The organism is Pseudomonas sp. R4-84 (genome assembly GCF_054130985.1).
The window spans coordinates 903,483-923,243 of record NZ_CP096390.1; the positions used below are offsets into that span (position 1 = coordinate 903,483).

A 19,761-nucleotide genomic window follows, 5' to 3' on the forward strand; every position below is an offset into this window, starting at 1 on the left:
TAATCCGCCGCCATGACTCGTACCCGATCCCCCCGCACCCCCAAGAAACCACCCGCCAGCCGCCTGCGGCCCTGGTTGGGCTGGGCCCTTAAACTGAGCCTGGTAGGCCTTGTCGTGCTTGCCGGTTTTGCCGTCTACCTCGATGCCATCGTCCAGGAGAAGTTCTCCGGCAAGCGCTGGACCATCCCGGCCAAGGTCTACGCACGGCCGTTGGAGCTGTTCGTCGGACAAAAGCTGAGCAAGGATGATTTCCTCACTGAGCTCGATGCCTTGGGTTATCGCCGCGAAAGCGTCGCCAATGGTCCCGGGGCGGCGTCGGTGAACGGCAATACCATCGACCTCAACACCCGCGGTTTCCAGTTCTATGAAGGCATGGAGCAGGCGCAACCGGTGCGGGTGCGGTTTTCCGGCGACTATGTAGCCGCGCTGACCGGTGCCAACAATGCCAAGCTGTCCGTGGTGCGTCTTGAGCCGCTGTTGATTGGCGGCCTATACCCCAAGAACCTCGAAGACCGGATCCTGATCAAGATCGACCAGGTGCCACCGTTCCTGCTCGATACGCTGATTGCCGTCGAGGACCGTGATTTCTACCATCACTTCGGCGTCTCGCCCAAGTCGATCGCCCGTGCCGTCTGGGTCAATACTTCTTCGGGGCACATGCGCCAGGGCGGCAGTACCTTGACCCAGCAGTTGGTCAAGAACTTCTACCTGACCAACGAGCGCAGCCTGACCCGCAAGTTGACCGAAGCCATGATGGCGTTGCTGCTGGAGCTGCACTACGACAAGCAGGAGATCCTGGAGGCGTACCTCAACGAGGTCTTCGTCGGGCAAGACGGCCAGCGCGCGGTGCACGGTTTCGGCCTGGCCAGCCAGTTCTTTTTCAGCCAGCCACTGTCCGAACTCAAGCTGCACCAGGTGGCGTTGTTGGTGGGCATGGTCAAGGGGCCGTCTTCCTACAACCCGCGTCGTAATCCGGAGCGTGCGCTTGAGCGGCGCAACCTGGTGCTCGATCTGTTGCAGCAGCAGGGCGTGGCAACGGCCGAACAAGTCGAGGCGGCGAAAAAGATGCCGCTGGGCGTGACCAAGCGTGGCAGCTTGGCGGACAGCTCGTTCCCTGGCTTCATGGACCTGGTCAAGCGTCAACTGCGAGAAGACTACCGCGACGAAGACTTAACCGAAGAAGGCCTGCGGATCTTCACCAGTTTCGACCCGATCCTGCAGATGAAGGCCGAGGCCTCGGTCAATGACACTTTCAAGCGACTGGCGGGGCGCAAGGGTTCCGACGAAGTCGAAGCGGCTATGGTGGTGACCAACCCTGAAACCGGGGAAGTCCAGGCGATGATCGGCAGCCGCCAGGCCAGTTTCGCAGGATTCAACCGGGCGTTGGACGCGGTGCGACCGATCGGCTCGCTGATCAAACCGGCGGTTTATCTCACTGCGTTGGAAAAGCCAAGCCAGTACACGCTCACCAGTTGGCTGTCCGATGAGTCGTTCTCGGTCAAGGGCGCGGACGGGCAGGTCTGGACGCCGCAGAACTATGATCGTCGTCCCCACGGCACGGTGTTCCTGTACCAAGGCCTGGCGCATTCCTACAACCTATCGACGGCCCGCCTCGGGCTGGAAGTCGGCGTGCCGAATGTGCTCAAGACCTTGGCGCGCCTGGGAGTGAACCGCGAATTTCCGGCCTTCCCATCGATGCTGTTGGGCGCCGGTGGCCTGGCTCCGATCGAAGTGGCGGCCATGTACCAGACCCTTGCCAATGGTGGCTTCAACACACCGATGCGCGGGATCCGCAGCGTGTTGACCGCCGACGGCGAGCCGCTCAAGCGTTATCCGTTCCAGATTCAGCAACGCTTCGACCCGGCTTCTATTTATCTGATCCAGAGCGCCATGCAACGAGTCATGCGCGAAGGCACTGGCAGTTCGGTCTATAACGTACTCCCACGGACGTTGACCCTGGCGGGCAAGACCGGTACGAGTAACGATTCGCGCGACAGCTGGTTCGCCGGATTCAGCCAGGACTTGCTGGCGGTTGTCTGGCTTGGCCGTGACGACAATGGCAAGACGCCGTTCACTGGCGCCACCGGTGCGTTGCAGGTCTGGACCAGTTTCATGCGCAAGGCCGATCCGCTGCCTCTGGACATGCCGCAACCCGACAACATCGTCCAGGCCTGGGTCGATTCGCGCACTGGGCAAGGCTCCGATGCCAACTGCCCGGGCGCTGTGCAGATGCCGTATATTCGCGGCAGCGAACCGCCACCCGGTGCAGCCTGTGGTGGTCAGAATCCCGCCGAATCGGTGATGGATTGGGTCAAGGACTGGATGAATTAAGCAAAGAGGGTTTCAAGTGAACAAGTGGTTGATTCCAGCGGTAACCGCCGTGGCTTTGCTCAGTGGCTGTTCCACCGTACAGCGCGGTTCGATTCCGGTCGTCGACTCCGGTACGGCCGTTTCCAATAGCGAGCGAGTCTCGGCCAACGGTGGTTTCCGTCAGACGACGGTCAAACGGCCAGTACAAGGCCAGGCGCAGGCGATTCCCCAAGGGGACACCGGCGTGGTGGTAATGGTGCCGGGAGGTGGCGCCACCACGTCGGCACCGATCAGCAGCACGCCGATCACGCCGGGCCCGATCACGCCTGGACCTATCGAAACCTCGCCGATCAACCAGGGCAGCTACAGCATGCCATCGACGCCGAGCAGTGTCCCATCGGCCAGTTCGGGTGGCTTGTCCGCCGATGAGCAACTGGACGGACCGGTATTGGCCCTGTTGACCACGGCGCAACAGCAGCAGGCGGGAGGGGATCTCAACGGTGCTTCCTCGAGCCTCGAGCGAGCCCAGCGTGTTGCGCCGCGTGAGCCGCAGGTTCTTTATCGTCTGGCCCAGGTACGCATGGCCCAGGGCGATGCGCCGCAAGCCGAACAACTGGCTCGTCGCGGCCTGACATTCTCCAGCGGTCGCCCGGCGCTCCAGGCGAGCCTGTGGGAATTGATCGCCCAGGCTCGCGAGAAGCAAGGCGATTCGGCAGGCGCGGCACTGGCCCGCCAGAAAGCCAAGGTTTCGCTCTGATGGATGTTCGGTTTCCCAAGATTGCCGATCAGCTACTGCTGATCGAGCGAGAGCTGCGGGTCCAGGGCTGGTGGAGTGATGTTTCGCCTTCGGCCGAGGCGCTGGCCAGTGTCGAGCCGTTCGCCGTCGACACCCTGGATTTCGAGCAGTGGCTGCAATGGATCTTTCTTCCGCGCATGAAAGCCATTCTGGAAAACGACCTGCCGCTGCCCAACGCCTCGGGTATTCTGGCCATGGCTGAAATGGTCTATGCCCAACGGCCAGGGCAGGGGACCGAGTTGCAGCGACTGCTGGCACAATTCGACCAGCTGATCGCCGACGTCAGCTGACGGTACTCACTGGCAGTTCTCGTCGATCTGCGCACGGGTTTCATCGATGCGCTGGCGCCGCTCTTCGTCGGTAAGCCGGCGCATTTCGCCTTCCACCTCTTCCCGTACCCTAGGGTTGTTCTGCAGCTGCGCCAGGTTTGTCCGTGCCTGTTCGCAAAACGCCTTGAGTTGAGCTTCCTGTTCAGCAACCTGCTGTTTTACCTGCTGATCGATGGTTTTCTGGTCGCCAATGACTCCTCCTGAAGCTGGCGCCGCAGGTTTGGGGGCGGGCGTCGCGGATTTGCCCACGGTGGTCGCTTGGACGCCCTCGGGCGGCTGGGCGCCGAAATGGGTCACGCCTTGGGCATCGACCCACTTGAAGATCTGGCCGGCCATGCTCATTGGGCTCAGGCCCACCAACAGGCTGGCCGTCAATAACATCATTCGCATGCTGTTTCCTTGTCCTGGGTTGCGCAATCGAAGCTAACAGAGTAGCCGTTTAAAGGTTTTTTCTTGCGTTCTCATGTGCTTACTTCAATAAAGCACATTGACGACTTGACTTGCAGAGGGCGAAACAGAAGAATCCAAAGTCCGCTGTAGAGGGACTGCCAGAAGCAGACCCACTCGGCAGATCATGAGGCGCACATCCGCGCCGACCTGTTACACCCGCAACGCGTTACCTCGCGCTGGGTGGGAAAGGCCCGCAACACTTGGGACGATCCCAATACTTGCTCAGTCAGTGCTGACGTAGTCGGCGACCACCGTCGCTCATGCTCTGCCGAGAAGTAAACCTATTAAGACCCGTCCCTTTCCCATGGGTCGGTATTCTGGCGTTTTAGAGGTGAACAACGTGGAGCTTTTATCTGGCGGTGAGATGCTCGTCCGCTTCTTGCGTGACGAAGGCGTCAAATATATCTACGGGTACCCCGGTGGTGCTCTTCTTCATGTCTATGATGCCCTGTTCAAAGAACCGGAAGTGACCCACATCCTGGTTCGCCACGAACAAGCGGCCACCCACATGGCTGACGGCTATGCCCGAGCCACCGGCAAGGCCGGCGTGGTTCTGGTGACATCCGGCCCCGGCGCCACGAACGCCATTACCGGTATCGCCACGGCCTATATGGACTCGATTCCAATGGTGATCATCTCTGGCCAGGTGCCCAGCACCATGGTCGGCACCGATGCGTTCCAGGAAACCGACATGATCGGTATCTCCCGGCCGATCGTGAAGCACAGCTTCATGATCAAGCACGCTTCGGAAATCCCGGAGGTCATGAAAAAGGCGTTCTACCTGGCCGAGTCCGGTCGTCCTGGCCCTGTCGTGGTCGACGTGCCAAAAGACATGACCAACCCGGCCGAGAAGTTCGAATACATCTATCCGAAGAAAGCCAAGCTGCGCTCCTACAGCCCGGCCGTGCGCGGTCACTCGGGACAAATCCGCAAGGCTGCCGAAATGCTGCTGGCGGCCAAGCGTCCAGTGCTCTATTCCGGCGGTGGCGTGATCCTCGGCGGTGGTTCTGAGCCCCTGACCGAACTGGCCAAGATGCTCAACCTGCCTGTTACAAATACGCTGATGGGGCTCGGCGCCTACCCAGGTACCGACCGCCAGTTCATCGGCATGCTCGGCATGCACGGCAGCTACACCGCCAACCTGGCGATGCACCATGCCGATGTGATCCTGGCCGTGGGCGCTCGCTTCGACGACCGTGTCATCAACGGTCCGGCGAAGTTCTGTCCGAACGCCAAGATCATCCACATCGATATCGATCCGGCGTCCATCTCCAAGACCATCAAGGCAGACGTGCCGATTGTGGGTCCTGTCGAGAGCGTGCTGACCGAGATGGTCGCGATCCTCAAGGAAATTGGCGAGGCTCCTAACAAAGATGCCGTGGCCAGTTGGTGGAAGCAGGTCGATGAATGGCGTGGCGATCGGGGCCTGTTCCCGTACGACAAGGGCGACGGCAGCGTAATCAAGCCGCAGACCGTCATCGAGACGTTGTGCGAAGTGACCAACGGCGACGCCTTCGTGACGTCGGACGTGGGCCAGCACCAGATGTTCGCGGCGCAGTACTACAAGTTCAACAAACCCAACCGCTGGATCAACTCCGGCGGCCTCGGCACCATGGGCTTCGGATTCCCGGCGGCCATGGGCGTCAAGTTGAGCTTCCCGGACAACGATGTTGCCTGTGTGACGGGTGAAGGCAGCATCCAGATGAATATCCAGGAGCTGTCGACCTGCCTGCAATACGGTCTGCCGGTGAAAATCGTCAACCTGAACAACGGTGTACTGGGCATGGTTCGCCAGTGGCAGGACATGAGCTACGGCAGCCGTCACTCGCACTCCTACATGGAGTCGTTGCCGGATTTCGTCAAGCTGGTCGAGGCCTATGGTCACGTCGGCATCCGCATCACTGACCTGAAGGACTTGAAGTCCGGGCTCGAAGAAGCCTTCGCCATGAAGGATCGACTGGTGTTTCTGGACATCCAGGTCGACACCAGCGAGCACGTCTACCCGATGCAGATCAAAGACGGCTCCATGCGCGATATGTGGCTGAGCAAGACGGAGCGTACCTAATCATGCGACACATTATTTCCTTGCTTCTGGAAAACGAACCGGGTGCTCTGTCTCGCGTAGTGGGCCTGTTCTCACAGCGCAACTACAACATCGAAAGCCTGACCGTGGCACCAACGGAGGATCCGACCTTGTCGCGTCTGACGCTGACCACCGTGGGCCACGATGAAGTCATCGAGCAGATCACCAAGAACCTGAACAAGCTGATCGAGGTGGTCAAGCTGGTGGACCTGTCGGAAAGCGCTCACATCGAACGCGAACTGATGTTGGTCAAGGTCAAGGCCACCGGTGCCCAGCGCGCCGAGATCAAACGCACTACCGATATTTATCGTGGGCAGATCGTCGATGTCAGCGCCAGCGTCTATACCGTTCAGTTGACCGGTACCAGCGACAAGCTCGACAGCTTCATTCAATCGATCGGCACTGCCTCGATTTTGGAAACCGTACGCAGTGGCGTCACCGGGATTGCCCGTGGCGACAAAGTACTGAGCATCTAAACCAAATTAGCGAATGGCCGGAACGGCCGGATATAGGGGAAATTCATGAAAGTTTTCTACGATAAAGATTGCGACCTGTCGATCATCCAGGGCAAGAAAGTCGCCATCATCGGCTACGGTTCTCAAGGTCACGCCCAGGCGTGCAACCTGAAAGACTCCGGCGTTGACGTGACCGTGGGCCTGCGTAAAGGCTCGGCCACTGTTGCCAAGGCCGAGGCCCATGGCCTGAAAGTCACCGACGTGGCTTCCGCCGTAGCCGCTGCCGACCTGGTCATGATCCTGACCCCGGACGAGTTCCAATCGTCGCTGTACAAGAACGAAATCGAGCCGAACATCAAGAAAGGCGCCACCCTGGCCTTCTCCCACGGCTTCGCGATCCACTATAACCAGGTTGTGCCACGCGCCGACCTAGACGTGATCATGATCGCGCCGAAGGCACCGGGCCACACCGTACGCTCCGAGTTCGTCAAGGGCGGCGGTATCCCTGACCTGATCGCGATTTACCAGGATGCGTCCGGCAACGCCAAGAACGTGGCCCTGTCCTACGCTGCCGGTGTTGGTGGCGGTCGTACCGGCATCATCGAAACCACCTTCAAGGACGAGACTGAAACCGACCTGTTCGGCGAGCAAGCCGTTTTGTGCGGTGGTACCGTTGAGCTGGTGAAAGCTGGTTTCGAAACCTTGGTTGAAGCAGGCTATGCGCCTGAAATGGCCTACTTCGAATGCCTGCACGAACTGAAGCTGATCGTTGACCTCATGTACGAAGGCGGTATTGCCAACATGAACTACTCGATCTCCAACAACGCCGAGTACGGCGAGTACGTGACCGGTCCGGAAGTCATCAACGCCGAGTCCCGTCAGGCCATGCGCAATGCCCTGAAACGTATTCAGGACGGCGAATACGCCAAGATGTTCATCAGCGAAGGTGCTACCGGCTATCCTTCGATGACCGCCAAGCGTCGTAACAACGCCGCTCATGGTATCGAGATCATCGGCGAGCAACTGCGCTCCATGATGCCGTGGATCGGTGCCAACAAGATCGTCGACAAAGCCAAGAACTGAGTCGCGAGCTTGATCGAAAAAACGCGGCCCAGGCCGCGTTTTTTCGTTTGGGCGTCGGCTTCTGGTATAAAGCTGCATCGTTTGGGGTCGAACCGTCGCCCCGGGCACCTGTCGAATTTTTCACACCGTTGCAAGGTACTGTCCATGAGCGAACGTCCCGACGAGCCGAACCAGGCTCCTGACGCCGAAAGCCTGTTGCCTATCGACGAGCATGTCGAAGAGGGGCATGACGCGGAAGGCCGTAAGGTCCGGCATCGTGGCATCTATCTGCTGCCGAACCTGTTTACCACCGCGAACCTGTTCGCCGGTTTCTATTCCATCATCAGCTCCATGAGTGCCCAGGCGGCATTAAGTGCGGGTGACAGCGCTGGGGCGAGTCGCTACTTCGCTTTTGCCGCGATTGCGATTTTCGTCGCCATGGTGCTCGATGGCCTGGATGGGCGCGTGGCCCGCATGACCAACACCCAGAGTGCATTCGGTGCCGAATACGATTCTCTGTCCGACATGGTTGCGTTCGGTGTCGCCCCTGCGTTGCTGGCATTCGGCTGGGCGCTGGGTGACATGGGCAAGGTCGGCTGGATGGTTGCCTTCATCTATGTAGCCGGTGCCGCGTTACGTCTGGCGCGTTTCAATACCCAGGTCGGCACTGCGGACAAGCGCTACTTCATTGGTCTCGCCAGTCCTGCGGCTGCAGGGGTCGTGGCGGGGGTGGTCTGGGCGTTCAGCGACTACGGGATCCAGGGCTCGAAGATGTCGTTTTTGGTCGCATTGTTGGTCGCGGCGGCCGGAATGCTGATGGTCAGCAACATCAAGTACAACAGCTTCAAGGAGCTGGACCTGAAGGGCCGTGTGCCGTTCGTGGCCATCCTGGCCGTAGTACTGGTGTTTGCGGTGGTGTTCAGCGATCCGCCACGTATCCTGCTGCTGGTCTTCCTCGCCTATGCCGCTTCCGGTCCGGTGCAATATTTGTTGCGTCTTCGCCGCCGCTAAATGTTGCCTTAATCTAATTTCCCCCATACTCCGCAGTCTATTGGTGCATCTCCCCCCAATGCTGCGGAGTCGTCATGCTGATCAAGATCCCCAAGTCGTCCGATTGTCATGAGTCGGACGTCACGCCCGAATCCCTTTATCTATCCCGTCGCCAGATGCTGGGGGCCGCCGTGGCTGGCGTTGCCATAAGCAGCCTGCCGCGCTGGGCCGGCGCCGCTGATGTGGCGCGTTATCCCAATGTGGAGCCTGGAAACGCGCCGTCCTGGTTTGCCGATAAGCTGCCTGCTACCCAATGGGATGCGGTGACCGCCAAGGGGGAGGCGATCACACCCTTCAAGGATGCCACCCACTACAACAACTTTTATGAGTTCGGCACTGACAAAGGCGATCCGGCAGCCAATGCGGGATCGTTGAAAACCGAGCCCTGGACCGTAGTGGTGGATGGCGAGGTGGGCAAGCCGGGGCGCTATGGACTGGAAGATTTCATGAAGCCTTATCAGCTCGAAGAGCGTATCTACCGTTTGCGCTGCGTCGAGGCTTGGTCAATGGTCATCCCTTGGATTGGTTTCCCCATATCCGCGTTACTCAAGCAAGTCGAGCCGACGTCCAAGGCCAAATACATTCGTTTTGAAACTTTGCAGGACCCCAAGACCATGCCAGGCCAGCGTTCAGGTTTCGCATTGATCGATTGGCCCTACGTGGAAGGTTTGCGGTTGGATGAAGCGATGAACCCGCTGGCCATCCTGGCGGTTGGTATGTACGGAAGGGAGCTGCCTAACCAGAATGGCGCTCCTTTACGGTTGGTGGTGCCGTGGAAGTATGGCTTCAAGAGCGTCAAGTCCATCGTGCGCATCAGCCTGGTGGGCGAGCAGCCCAAGACCACCTGGCAAAGCATCGCCTCCGATGAGTACGGCTTTTATGCGAACGTGAATCCCACCGTCGATCATCCCCGCTGGACCCAGGCGCGAGAGCGTCGTTTGCCAAGCGGTCTGTTGAGCCCCAATGTGCGCGATACCTTGATGTTCAACGGATACCAGGAGGAAGTGGCTTCTTTATATGCAGGGATGGATCTGAGGAAAGACTACTGATGCGTTTCCTGGCATGGCGGATAGGCGTTTTCGTCGCAGCGGCGATATGGCCATTGCTTTGGCTTTACGAAGCGTTGATGAATTCGTTGGGACCGGATCCAGGCAAGGTGCTGGTGGATCGACTCGGGTTGGGAACCCTGGTACTGCTATTGATCACATTGAGCATGACGCCGCTGCAGAAGCTGACCGGCTGGGCTGGGTGGATTGCTGTAAGACGACAGTTGGGGTTGTGGTGCTTTGCTTACGTCGTGTTGCATCTGGGTGGATATGCGGCGTTCATCCTGGGGTTCGATTGGTCGCAATTAGGCGTCGAGCTGAGCAAACGGCCCTACATCATCGTTGGATCGCTCGGCTTTCTTGGCCTGCTGGCCTTGGCAGTAACGTCCAATCGTTATAGTCAAAGGCGACTTGGAGCCCGCTGGAAAAAGCTGCATCGGCTGGCCTACCTGATCCTCGGGCTTGGTTTGCTGCATATGTTGTGGATCGTGCGAGCGGATCTCAAGGAGTGGTCGATATATGCCTTTATAGGCGGCGTATTGTTGGTGCTGAGGATTGGACCGGTTGCGCGGCGGATCCCTCGTTTAATCGGCAAGAAGATCCCGTCGGTAATAAAAACGAAATAAAGGGTTGACGGCAAATTCTGGATGTCTATAATTCGCCCCACTTCCGGCGCAGTCGAAACGGAAAACTCCTTGAGTTTCAATGAGTTAACTAAGTTTCGGTAAGTGCTTCGCTTCAGTTCATCGAAGCGCAGAAGGAGTGGGTAGGCCGGTTTGTTGGGCGCTATCGACGGTTCGATCCTCTCGGTCGAAAGCGGTAAAAAAGAGGTGTTGACAGCAGCGAGTAACGCTGTAGAATTCGCCTCCCGCTAACGAGAGATCGAAAGCGCAAGTGGTTGAAGTTGTTAAGGATTTCCAAGCGAAACTTTGAAAACTTCTTAAAATAACCGCTTGACAGATACACGGGGCGCTGTAGAATGCGCGCCTCGGTTGAGACGAAAGGCTCAACCCACCGCTCTTTAACAACTGAATCAAGCAATTCGTGTGGGTGCTTGTGGAGTCAGACTGCTAGTCAACAGATTATCAGCATCACAAGTTACTCCGCGAGAAATCAAAGATGTAACCAACGATTGCTGAGCCAAGTTTAGGGTTTTCTCAAAACCCAAAGATGTTTGAACTGAAGAGTTTGATCATGGCTCAGATTGAACGCTGGCGGCAGGCCTAACACATGCAAGTCGAGCGGCAGCACGGGTACTTGTACCTGGTGGCGAGCGGCGGACGGGTGAGTAATGCCTAGGAATCTGCCTGGTAGTGGGGGATAACGCTCGGAAACGGACGCTAATACCGCATACGTCCTACGGGAGAAAGCAGGGGACCTTCGGGCCTTGCGCTATCAGATGAGCCTAGGTCGGATTAGCTAGTTGGTGAGGTAATGGCTCACCAAGGCGACGATCCGTAACTGGTCTGAGAGGATGATCAGTCACACTGGAACTGAGACACGGTCCAGACTCCTACGGGAGGCAGCAGTGGGGAATATTGGACAATGGGCGAAAGCCTGATCCAGCCATGCCGCGTGTGTGAAGAAGGTCTTCGGATTGTAAAGCACTTTAAGTTGGGAGGAAGGGCATTAACCTAATACGTTAGTGTTTTGACGTTACCGACAGAATAAGCACCGGCTAACTCTGTGCCAGCAGCCGCGGTAATACAGAGGGTGCAAGCGTTAATCGGAATTACTGGGCGTAAAGCGCGCGTAGGTGGTTCGTTAAGTTGGATGTGAAATCCCCGGGCTCAACCTGGGAACTGCATTCAAAACTGTCGAGCTAGAGTATGGTAGAGGGTGGTGGAATTTCCTGTGTAGCGGTGAAATGCGTAGATATAGGAAGGAACACCAGTGGCGAAGGCGACCACCTGGACTGATACTGACACTGAGGTGCGAAAGCGTGGGGAGCAAACAGGATTAGATACCCTGGTAGTCCACGCCGTAAACGATGTCAACTAGCCGTTGGGAGCCTTGAGCTCTTAGTGGCGCAGCTAACGCATTAAGTTGACCGCCTGGGGAGTACGGCCGCAAGGTTAAAACTCAAATGAATTGACGGGGGCCCGCACAAGCGGTGGAGCATGTGGTTTAATTCGAAGCAACGCGAAGAACCTTACCAGGCCTTGACATCCAATGAACTTTCCAGAGATGGATTGGTGCCTTCGGGAGCATTGAGACAGGTGCTGCATGGCTGTCGTCAGCTCGTGTCGTGAGATGTTGGGTTAAGTCCCGTAACGAGCGCAACCCTTGTCCTTAGTTACCAGCACGTTATGGTGGGCACTCTAAGGAGACTGCCGGTGACAAACCGGAGGAAGGTGGGGATGACGTCAAGTCATCATGGCCCTTACGGCCTGGGCTACACACGTGCTACAATGGTCGGTACAGAGGGTTGCCAAGCCGCGAGGTGGAGCTAATCCCACAAAACCGATCGTAGTCCGGATCGCAGTCTGCAACTCGACTGCGTGAAGTCGGAATCGCTAGTAATCGCGAATCAGAATGTCGCGGTGAATACGTTCCCGGGCCTTGTACACACCGCCCGTCACACCATGGGAGTGGGTTGCACCAGAAGTAGCTAGTCTAACCTTCGGGGGGACGGTTACCACGGTGTGATTCATGACTGGGGTGAAGTCGTAACAAGGTAGCCGTAGGGGAACCTGCGGCTGGATCACCTCCTTAATCGACGACAGCAGCGGCTTCATGAGCTCCCACACGAATTGCTTGATTCATTGAAGAAGACGATAGAAGCAGCTTTAAGCTCCAAGCTGATAGCTCACAGCTAACAGTTACAAGCTCGAAATTGGGTCTGTAGCTCAGTTGGTTAGAGCGCACCCCTGATAAGGGTGAGGTCGGCAGTTCGAATCTGCCCAGACCCACCAATTTTGTTATGGGGCCATAGCTCAGCTGGGAGAGCGCCTGCCTTGCACGCAGGAGGTCAGCGGTTCGATCCCGCTTGGCTCCACCATAAACTGCTTCTGAAAGCTTAGAAATGAGCGTTCCATCCGCTGGATGATGAATGTTGATTTCTAGTCTTTTGATTAGATCGTTCTTTAAAAATTTGGGTATGTGATAGAAAGATAGACTGAACGTTACTTTCACTGGTAACGGATCAGGCTAAGGTAAAATTTGTGAGTGGCTCTTAGAGCCAGATCGAATTTTCGGCGAATGTCGTCTTCACAGTATAACCAGATTGCTTGGGGTTATATGGTCAAGTGAAGAAGCGCATACGGTGGATGCCTTGGCAGTCAGAGGCGATGAAAGACGTGGTAGCCTGCGAAAAGCTTCGGGGAGTCGGCAAACAGACTGTGATCCGGAGATGTCTGAATGGGGGAACCCAGCCATCATAAGATGGTTATCTTGTACTGAATACATAGGTGCAAGAAGCGAACCAGGGGAACTGAAACATCTAAGTACCCTGAGGAAAAGAAATCAACCGAGATTCCCTTAGTAGTGGCGAGCGAACGGGGACTAGCCCTTAAGCTTCTTTGATTTTAGCGGAACGCTCTGGAAAGTGCGGCCATAGTGGGTGATAGCCCTGTACGCGAAAGGATCTTAGAAGTAAAATCGAGTAGGACGGAGCACGAGAAACTTTGTCTGAATATGGGGGGACCATCCTCCAAGGCTAAATACTACTGACTGACCGATAGTGAACTAGTACCGTGAGGGAAAGGCGAAAAGAACCCCGGAGAGGGGAGTGAAATAGATCCTGAAACCGTATGCGTACAAGCAGTGGGAGCCCACTTTGTTGGGTGACTGCGTACCTTTTGTATAATGGGTCAGCGACTTATTTTCAGTGGCGAGCTTAACCGAATAGGGGAGGCGTAGCGAAAGCGAGTCTTAATAGGGCGTCTAGTCGCTGGGAATAGACCCGAAACCGGGCGATCTATCCATGGGCAGGTTGAAGGTTAGGTAACACTGACTGGAGGACCGAACCGACTACCGTTGAAAAGTTAGCGGATGACCTGTGGATCGGAGTGAAAGGCTAATCAAGCTCGGAGATAGCTGGTTCTCCTCGAAAGCTATTTAGGTAGCGCCTCATGTATCACTGTAGGGGGTAGAGCACTGTTTCGGCTAGGGGGTCATCCCGACTTACCAAACCGATGCAAACTCCGAATACCTACAAGTGCCGAGCATGGGAGACACACGGCGGGTGCTAACGTCCGTCGTGAAAAGGGAAACAACCCAGACCGTCAGCTAAGGTCCCAAAGTTATGGTTAAGTGGGAAACGATGTGGGAAGGCTTAGACAGCTAGGAGGTTGGCTTAGAAGCAGCCACCCTTTAAAGAAAGCGTAATAGCTCACTAGTCGAGTCGGCCTGCGCGGAAGATGTAACGGGGCTCAAACCATACACCGAAGCTACGGGTATCACGTAAGTGATGCGGTAGAGGAGCGTTCTGTAAGCCTGTGAAGGTGAGTTGAGAAGCTTGCTGGAGGTATCAGAAGTGCGAATGCTGACATGAGTAACGACAATGGGTGTGAAAAACACCCACGCCGAAAGACCAAGGTTTCCTGCGCAACGTTAATCGACGCAGGGTTAGTCGGTCCCTAAGGCGAGGCTGAAAAGCGTAGTCGATGGAAAACAGGTTAATATTCCTGTACTTCTGGTTATTGCGATGGAGGGACGGAGAAGGCTAGGCCAGCTTGGCGTTGGTTGTCCAAGTTTAAGGTGGTAGGCTGAGATCTTAGGTAAATCCGGGATCTCAAGGCCGAGAGCTGATGACGAGTTACCCTTTGGGTGACGAAGTGGTTGATGCCATGCTTCCAAGAAAAGCTTCTAAGCTTCAGGTAACCAGGAACCGTACCCCAAACCGACACAGGTGGTTGGGTAGAGAATACCAAGGCGCTTGAGAGAACTCGGGTGAAGGAACTAGGCAAAATGGCACCGTAACTTCGGGAGAAGGTGCGCCGGTGAGGGTGAAGCACTTGCTGCGTAAGCCCACGCCGGTCGAAGATACCAGGCCGCTGCGACTGTTTATTAAAAACACAGCACTCTGCAAACACGAAAGTGGACGTATAGGGTGTGACGCCTGCCCGGTGCCGGAAGGTTAATTGATGGGGTTAGCTAACGCGAAGCTCTTGATCGAAGCCCCGGTAAACGGCGGCCGTAACTATAACGGTCCTAAGGTAGCGAAATTCCTTGTCGGGTAAGTTCCGACCTGCACGAATGGCGTAACGATGGCGGCGCTGTCTCCACCCGAGACTCAGTGAAATTGAAATCGCTGTGAAGATGCAGTGTATCCGCGGCTAGACGGAAAGACCCCGTGAACCTTTACTATAGCTTTGCACTGGACTTTGAATTTGCTTGTGTAGGATAGGTGGGAGGCTTTGAAGCGTGGACGCCAGTCTGCGTGGAGCCATCCTTGAAATACCACCCTGGCAACTTTGAGGTTCTAACTCAGGTCCGTTATCCGGATCGAGGACAGTGTATGGTGGGTAGTTTGACTGGGGCGGTCTCCTCCTAAAGAGTAACGGAGGAGTACGAAGGTGCGCTCAGACCGGTCGGAAATCGGTCGTAGAGTATAAAGGCAAAAGCGCGCTTGACTGCGAGACAGACACGTCGAGCAGGTACGAAAGTAGGTCTTAGTGATCCGGTGGTTCTGTATGGAAGGGCCATCGCTCAACGGATAAAAGGTACTCCGGGGATAACAGGCTGATACCGCCCAAGAGTTCATATCGACGGCGGTGTTTGGCACCTCGATGTCGGCTCATCACATCCTGGGGCTGAAGCCGGTCCCAAGGGTATGGCTGTTCGCCATTTAAAGTGGTACGCGAGCTGGGTTTAGAACGTCGTGAGACAGTTCGGTCCCTATCTGCCGTGGACGTTTGAGATTTGAGAGGGGCTGCTCCTAGTACGAGAGGACCGGAGTGGACGAACCTCTGGTGTTCCGGTTGTCACGCCAGTGGCATTGCCGGGTAGCTATGTTCGGAAAAGATAACCGCTGAAAGCATCTAAGCGGGAAACTTGCCTCAAGATGAGATCTCACTGGAGCCTTGAGCTCCCTGAAGGGCCGTCGAAGACTACGACGTTGATAGGCAGGGTGTGTAAGCGCTGTGAGGCGTTGAGCTAACCTGTACTAATTGCCCGTGAGGCTTGACCATATAACACCCAAGCAATTTGTAGACTCGAAAGAGGCCAGATTGCGGTGTTGTGAAGACGAAACGAACCGAAAGTTCGAGATACTCACAAGCAACACGCTATCACATACCCATTTGCTGGAACGTGACCGTAAGGCACGCGCTGGCTACCGAATTTCTTGACGACCATAGAGCATTGGAACCACCTGATCCCATCCCGAACTCAGAAGTGAAACGATGCATCGCCGATGGTAGTGTGGGGTTTCCCCATGTGAGAGTAGGTCATCGTCAAGATTAAATTCCGAAACCCCTATCTGCTGATGCAGGTAGGGGTTTTGTTTTTGCTCGTCATAAAAATCCGCGACGGCTCATGTTAAATTTGCACAGTTATTTTTGAGCCGCAGCACTAGAATAGCCGCACCTTAGTTGAGCCCAGAGCTGTTTATGCCCGATCCGTCAGACATTGATAGGTTGTCAGATCTACCCCTGGACGATCTGGTAGCGTGTCATGAGTGTGACCTGTTGATGCGCAAGCCTCAGTTGGCCAATGGCGAGAAAGCCGAATGCCCGCGCTGTGGATACGAGCTCTACGCCCACCGGCACAATGTGATTGATCGCAGCCTTGCCCTGGTTGTCGCCGCTCTGCTGTTGTATGTACCCGCGAACTTTTTACCCATCATGCAGCTCAATCTGCTCGGACAATCCGCCCAAGACACCGTCTGGAGTGGCGTGGTCGGTCTGTTCGGCACCGGAATGCAAGGTGTATCGGTGGTGGTATTTCTATGCAGCATGGGCATTCCGTTGCTCAAGTTGCTTTGCCAATTGGCTGTACTGCTGACCATCCGCTGGAACATTGGAAGAAGTTACGGCTTGTTGTGGTATCGCATTTATCATCATCTAAGGGATTGGGGGATGCTCGAGGTTTATCTCATGGGCGTACTGGTTGCCATCGTCAAACTTGCGGACATGGCGGCGATTACCGTGGGGTTGGGCCTGGTGTGCTTTATCAGCTTGTTACTGGTTCAGGTCTGGCTGGAAGTGGTGATGTCACCGCACCAGATCTGGCACGCGTTGTCAGGGGAAGACGTCCATGCGAGCAATTGATGCGGGCATTTTGGTTTGCACTGAATGTCATGAATTGAATCGGCAGGACGACGCCGCCCAGAAGCAAGTCTGCACTCGTTGTGGCGCTCGTATTCACCCTCGGCGTCCCAACAGCTTGATGCGGACCTGGGCATTGCTGATCACGGCAGCGATTATCTATATCCCTGCCAACGTACTGCCAATCATGACCATCAACTCGCTCGGCCAGGGCGCGCCCAGCACCATCATGGCGGGTGTTATCGAGCTGGTTCAACACGGCATGATTCCCATTGCAGCGGTGGTGTTCATTGCCAGTATCGTAGTCCCCACCTTCAAGTTGGTCGGTATCGCATTGCTGCTGTTTTCCGTGCAACGTCACCAACCCATGTCGGCGCGCCAGCGCATCCTGATGTATCGCTTCATTGAGTTTATCGGCCGCTGGTCGATGCTGGATATTTTTGTAATCGCCATTCTGGTGGCGGTGGTGAATTTCGGCCGGCTTGCCAGTGTCGAAGCCGGTCTTGGCGCCATCGCGTTTGCCAGCGTGGTGATCCTGACAATGATTGCCGCAGTAACCTTCGATCCCCGACTGATTTGGGATAACACGGAGTCGGATGACGACCATGACTGATTTGCCTACTGCTAAAACCCGACCGGCTTCAAATTGGTCGGCCATCTGGGTCCTGCCGTTGATTGCCTTGATTATTGGCGGCTGGCTTGGCTGGCGTGCTTATAACGAGACCGGTATTGAGATCAACGTGCGTTTTGAAAGCGGTGAGGGCATCCAGGTCAACAAGACAGAGGTCGTCTACAAAGGCATGACGGTCGGTAAGGTGAAGGACCTCACGCTTGATGATGAAGGGAATTCGAAGGGGGTCATTGCGACCATCGAGATGAACAAGGAAGTCGAGCAATATCTCAAGACCGGCACACGTTTCTGGCTGGTCAAACCAAGTGTGAGCCTGGCAGGGATTACCGGGTTGGAGACGTTGGTTTCCGGTAATTACGTCGCCATCAGCCCGGGGGAAGGCGAGTCGACTCGCAAGTTCAAGGCCTTGGCCGAAGAGCCCCCGCTGTCTGACGCCAAGCCTGGCCTGCACTTGACGATCAAGGCCGATCGACTGGGGTCTCTGGACCGTGGCAGTCCGGTTTTCTACAAACAGATCCAAGTTGGCCAGGTGAAAAGTTACTCACTGTCCGAAGATCAACGCGCAGTAGAGATCAAGGTCTTTATCGAGCCGACTTATGCCAGCCTGGTCCGCAAGCACACGCGCTTCTGGAATGCCAGCGGCATCAGCATCGATGCCAATTTGTCAGGCGTCAAAGTACGCAGCGAGTCGCTGGCCAGTATCGTGGCGGGCGGCATCGCGTTTGCTACTCCGGAAAACCGCAAGGACAGCCCTCCGACGGATCCAAGCCTGCCATTTCGCCTGTATGAAGATTTCGAGGCAGCCGCCGCCGGGATTCGCGTCAAGGTCAAGCTCAGTGATTTCGAGGGATTGCAGGCTGGCCGTACGCCAGTGATGTACAAGGGCATCCAGGTCGGCAGCCTGAAGACGTTGAAAGTCGATCCGGACCTGTCCAGCGCCAGCGCCGAGTTGACGCTCGATCCGTTGGCGGAAGATTACCTGGTCGCCGGCGCTCAGTTCTGGGTCGTCAAACCATCGATTTCCCTGGCGGGCATCACGGGCCTGGAGGCGTTGGTGAAGGGTAACTACATCGCCGTGCGCCCTGGCGACAAAGGCGGAGCGCCGCAGCGCGAGTTCGAGGCCAGGGCGAAGGCGCCGCCGTTGGACCTTCGTTCACCCGGGCTGCATCTGGTCTTGCTGACCGAAAATCTCGGGTCGCTGGAGGTCGGTAGCCCGATTCTCTACAAACAGGTCAAGGTCGGATCGGTGCAGAGCTACCAGTTTTCCCGCAAGAAGAAGCAACTGATCATCGGAGTGCATATCGAGAAGGAATACGAAGGGCTGGTCAACGGCTCCACGCGGTTCTGGAATGCCAGTGGCGTTACCCTCACGGGCGGCTTGGCCGGCGGGATACAGGTCAAGAGCGAGTCCCTGCAAAGCTTGATGGCCGGGGGGATCGCTTTCGAAACTCCTGAGCCGAACGTGCCGTTGAAACGGCGCATCCCCCGGTTCCGTTTGCACGAAGATCGTGAAACCGCGCAGCAACGAGGCACTGTCGTGACGATCAAGGTCGATCGTGCCGACGGTTTGCGCAGCGGCACGCCGATCCGGTTCAAGGGGTTGGATGTGGGCAAGATCGAGGACGTCGACCTGAGCGCCGATATGCAGTCGGTGCTGGTCACCGCACGTATCACCGAAGTGCCCGAGCGTATCGCACGCACAGGGACTCAGTTCTGGGTGGTCAAGCCTGAATTGGGACTGATGAAGACATCGAATCTGGAAACCCTGGTGACCGGCCAGTACATCGAAGTTCAGCCCGCGACGAAGAACCTGGGGCCACAGAAAAACTTCGTGGCCTTGGCCGAACCACCCGAAAGTGTTGTTCCCGAAGCTGGCTTGAGCCTGGTGTTGAGTGCCGCCCGACGTGGTTCGTTGAAGATTGGCGTGCCGGTGACCTACCGCGAAGTGACCGTGGGTAAAGTCACGGGCTACGAGTTGGGCCAGACGGCGGACCGGGTGCTGATTCACATCCTGATCGAGCCTAAATACGCACCACTGGTGCGCAGCGGTACACGTTTCTGGAACAGCAGCGGCTTCGGCCTGGACTTCGGCCTGTTCAAGGGCGCGACGGTGCGAACCGAGTCGCTTGAAACCTTGATCCAGGGCGGTATCGCATTCGCAACGCCAGACGGCGAGCGGATGGGCAACCCGGCACGCCCGGAGCAAACCTTCCCGCTGTTCGACAAGTTTGAAGATGAATGGCTGACCTGGGCGCCCAAGATCAGTCTCGCCAAGTAAGCTTATCGGATGCAACACCCGTGGCGAGGGAGCAAACTCCCTCGCCACTGAGTATGCGAT

General features: G+C 56.6%; 13 protein-coding genes, 2 tRNA genes and 3 rRNA genes. 17 read left to right on the forward strand and 1 reads right to left on the reverse strand.

The annotated features are described in order from the left end of the window. Positions 1-12: 12 nt before the first annotated feature. Genes mrcB through M1D68_RS04210 form a run of 3 tightly spaced genes read left to right on the forward strand, consistent with a single transcriptional unit; the run spans position 13 to position 3,396 of the window. Positions 13-2,331, forward strand: coding sequence for a penicillin-binding protein 1B (gene mrcB, locus M1D68_RS04200; RefSeq protein WP_420767593.1), 2,319 nt, complete (start codon positions 13-15; stop codon positions 2,329-2,331). Positions 2,332-2,347: 16 nt separating this feature from the next. After that, positions 2,348-3,067: a tetratricopeptide repeat protein gene (locus M1D68_RS04205; RefSeq protein ID WP_457969389.1), complete on the forward strand. Its 720-nt coding sequence runs from the start codon at positions 2,348-2,350 to the stop codon at positions 3,065-3,067. Then, positions 3,067-3,396, forward strand: coding sequence for a YqcC family protein (locus M1D68_RS04210; RefSeq protein WP_434701208.1), 330 nt, complete (start codon positions 3,067-3,069; stop codon positions 3,394-3,396). Before M1D68_RS04205 ends, M1D68_RS04210 begins: the two co-directional genes overlap by 1 nt. Positions 3,397-3,402: 6 nt before the next feature. On the opposite strand, the gene M1D68_RS04215 is transcribed toward M1D68_RS04210, so the two are convergent. Beyond that, positions 3,403-3,825: a DUF4124 domain-containing protein gene (locus M1D68_RS04215; RefSeq protein WP_420767590.1), complete on the reverse strand. Its 423-nt coding sequence runs from the start codon at positions 3,823-3,825 to the stop codon at positions 3,403-3,405. Positions 3,826-4,225: 400 nt separating this feature from the next. On the opposite strand from M1D68_RS04215, the gene M1D68_RS04220 reads away from it, so the two are divergent. The 14 genes from M1D68_RS04220 (at position 4,226) to M1D68_RS04285 (ending at position 19,701) form a co-directional block, all read left to right on the forward strand. Then, entirely contained in the window at positions 4,226-5,950 is a 1,725-nt protein-coding gene (locus M1D68_RS04220) for an acetolactate synthase 3 large subunit (RefSeq protein ID WP_420767589.1), read from the forward strand. A 2-nt stretch (positions 5,951-5,952) separates the two neighbouring features. Beyond that, positions 5,953-6,444 (forward strand): acetolactate synthase small subunit, encoded by a 492-nt coding sequence (ilvN, locus tag M1D68_RS04225; RefSeq protein ID WP_003176102.1) that lies wholly within the window; start codon positions 5,953-5,955, stop codon positions 6,442-6,444. 45 nt (positions 6,445-6,489) lie between these two features. After that, positions 6,490-7,506, forward strand: coding sequence for a ketol-acid reductoisomerase (ilvC, locus tag M1D68_RS04230; RefSeq protein WP_003228216.1), 1,017 nt, complete (start codon positions 6,490-6,492; stop codon positions 7,504-7,506). A 144-nt stretch (positions 7,507-7,650) separates the two neighbouring features. After that, positions 7,651-8,496 (forward strand): CDP-diacylglycerol--serine O-phosphatidyltransferase, encoded by an 846-nt coding sequence (gene pssA / locus M1D68_RS04235; RefSeq protein ID WP_420767588.1) that lies wholly within the window; start codon positions 7,651-7,653, stop codon positions 8,494-8,496. Positions 8,497-8,570: 74 nt separating this feature from the next. Further along, positions 8,571-9,584 carry a protein-methionine-sulfoxide reductase catalytic subunit MsrP gene (gene msrP, locus M1D68_RS04240; RefSeq protein WP_434562290.1) on the forward strand — a complete coding sequence of 338 codons (1,014 nt, stop codon included), beginning with the start codon at positions 8,571-8,573 and terminating at the stop codon, positions 9,582-9,584. Further along, on the forward strand, positions 9,584-10,207 hold the full coding sequence (gene msrQ / locus M1D68_RS04245) for a protein-methionine-sulfoxide reductase heme-binding subunit MsrQ (protein WP_457969393.1): 624 nt from the start codon (positions 9,584-9,586) through the stop codon (positions 10,205-10,207). The genes msrP and msrQ overlap by 1 nt, the downstream gene beginning before the upstream one ends. Before the next feature lie 550 nt (positions 10,208-10,757). After that, positions 10,758-12,296: ribosomal RNA gene (locus M1D68_RS04250) — 16S ribosomal RNA — on the forward strand. Positions 12,297-12,419: 123 nt separating this feature from the next. After that, positions 12,420-12,496: transfer RNA gene (locus M1D68_RS04255), tRNA-Ile, on the forward strand. Between the two features lie 10 nt (positions 12,497-12,506). Next, a tRNA-Ala gene (locus M1D68_RS04260) sits at positions 12,507-12,582 on the forward strand. A 241-nt stretch (positions 12,583-12,823) separates the two neighbouring features. After that, a 23S ribosomal RNA gene (locus tag M1D68_RS04265) occupies positions 12,824-15,715 on the forward strand. A 154-nt stretch (positions 15,716-15,869) separates the two neighbouring features. Beyond that, a 5S ribosomal RNA gene (gene rrf, locus M1D68_RS04270) occupies positions 15,870-15,985 on the forward strand. The 16S, 23S and 5S rRNA genes sit together here with 2 tRNA genes alongside, the layout of an rRNA operon. Positions 15,986-16,135: 150 nt before the next feature. After that, positions 16,136-16,795, forward strand: coding sequence for a paraquat-inducible protein A (locus M1D68_RS04275; RefSeq protein ID WP_434675380.1), 660 nt, complete (start codon positions 16,136-16,138; stop codon positions 16,793-16,795). Beyond that, complete coding sequence (locus M1D68_RS04280; RefSeq protein WP_434562296.1) at positions 16,782-17,405, forward strand: paraquat-inducible protein A; 624 nt, start codon at positions 16,782-16,784, stop codon at positions 17,403-17,405. Before M1D68_RS04275 ends, M1D68_RS04280 begins: the two co-directional genes overlap by 14 nt. After that, positions 17,398-19,701, forward strand: coding sequence for an MlaD family protein (locus M1D68_RS04285; protein ID WP_457969395.1), 2,304 nt, complete (start codon positions 17,398-17,400; stop codon positions 19,699-19,701). Before M1D68_RS04280 ends, M1D68_RS04285 begins: the two co-directional genes overlap by 8 nt. Positions 19,702-19,761: the final 60 nt, after the last annotated feature.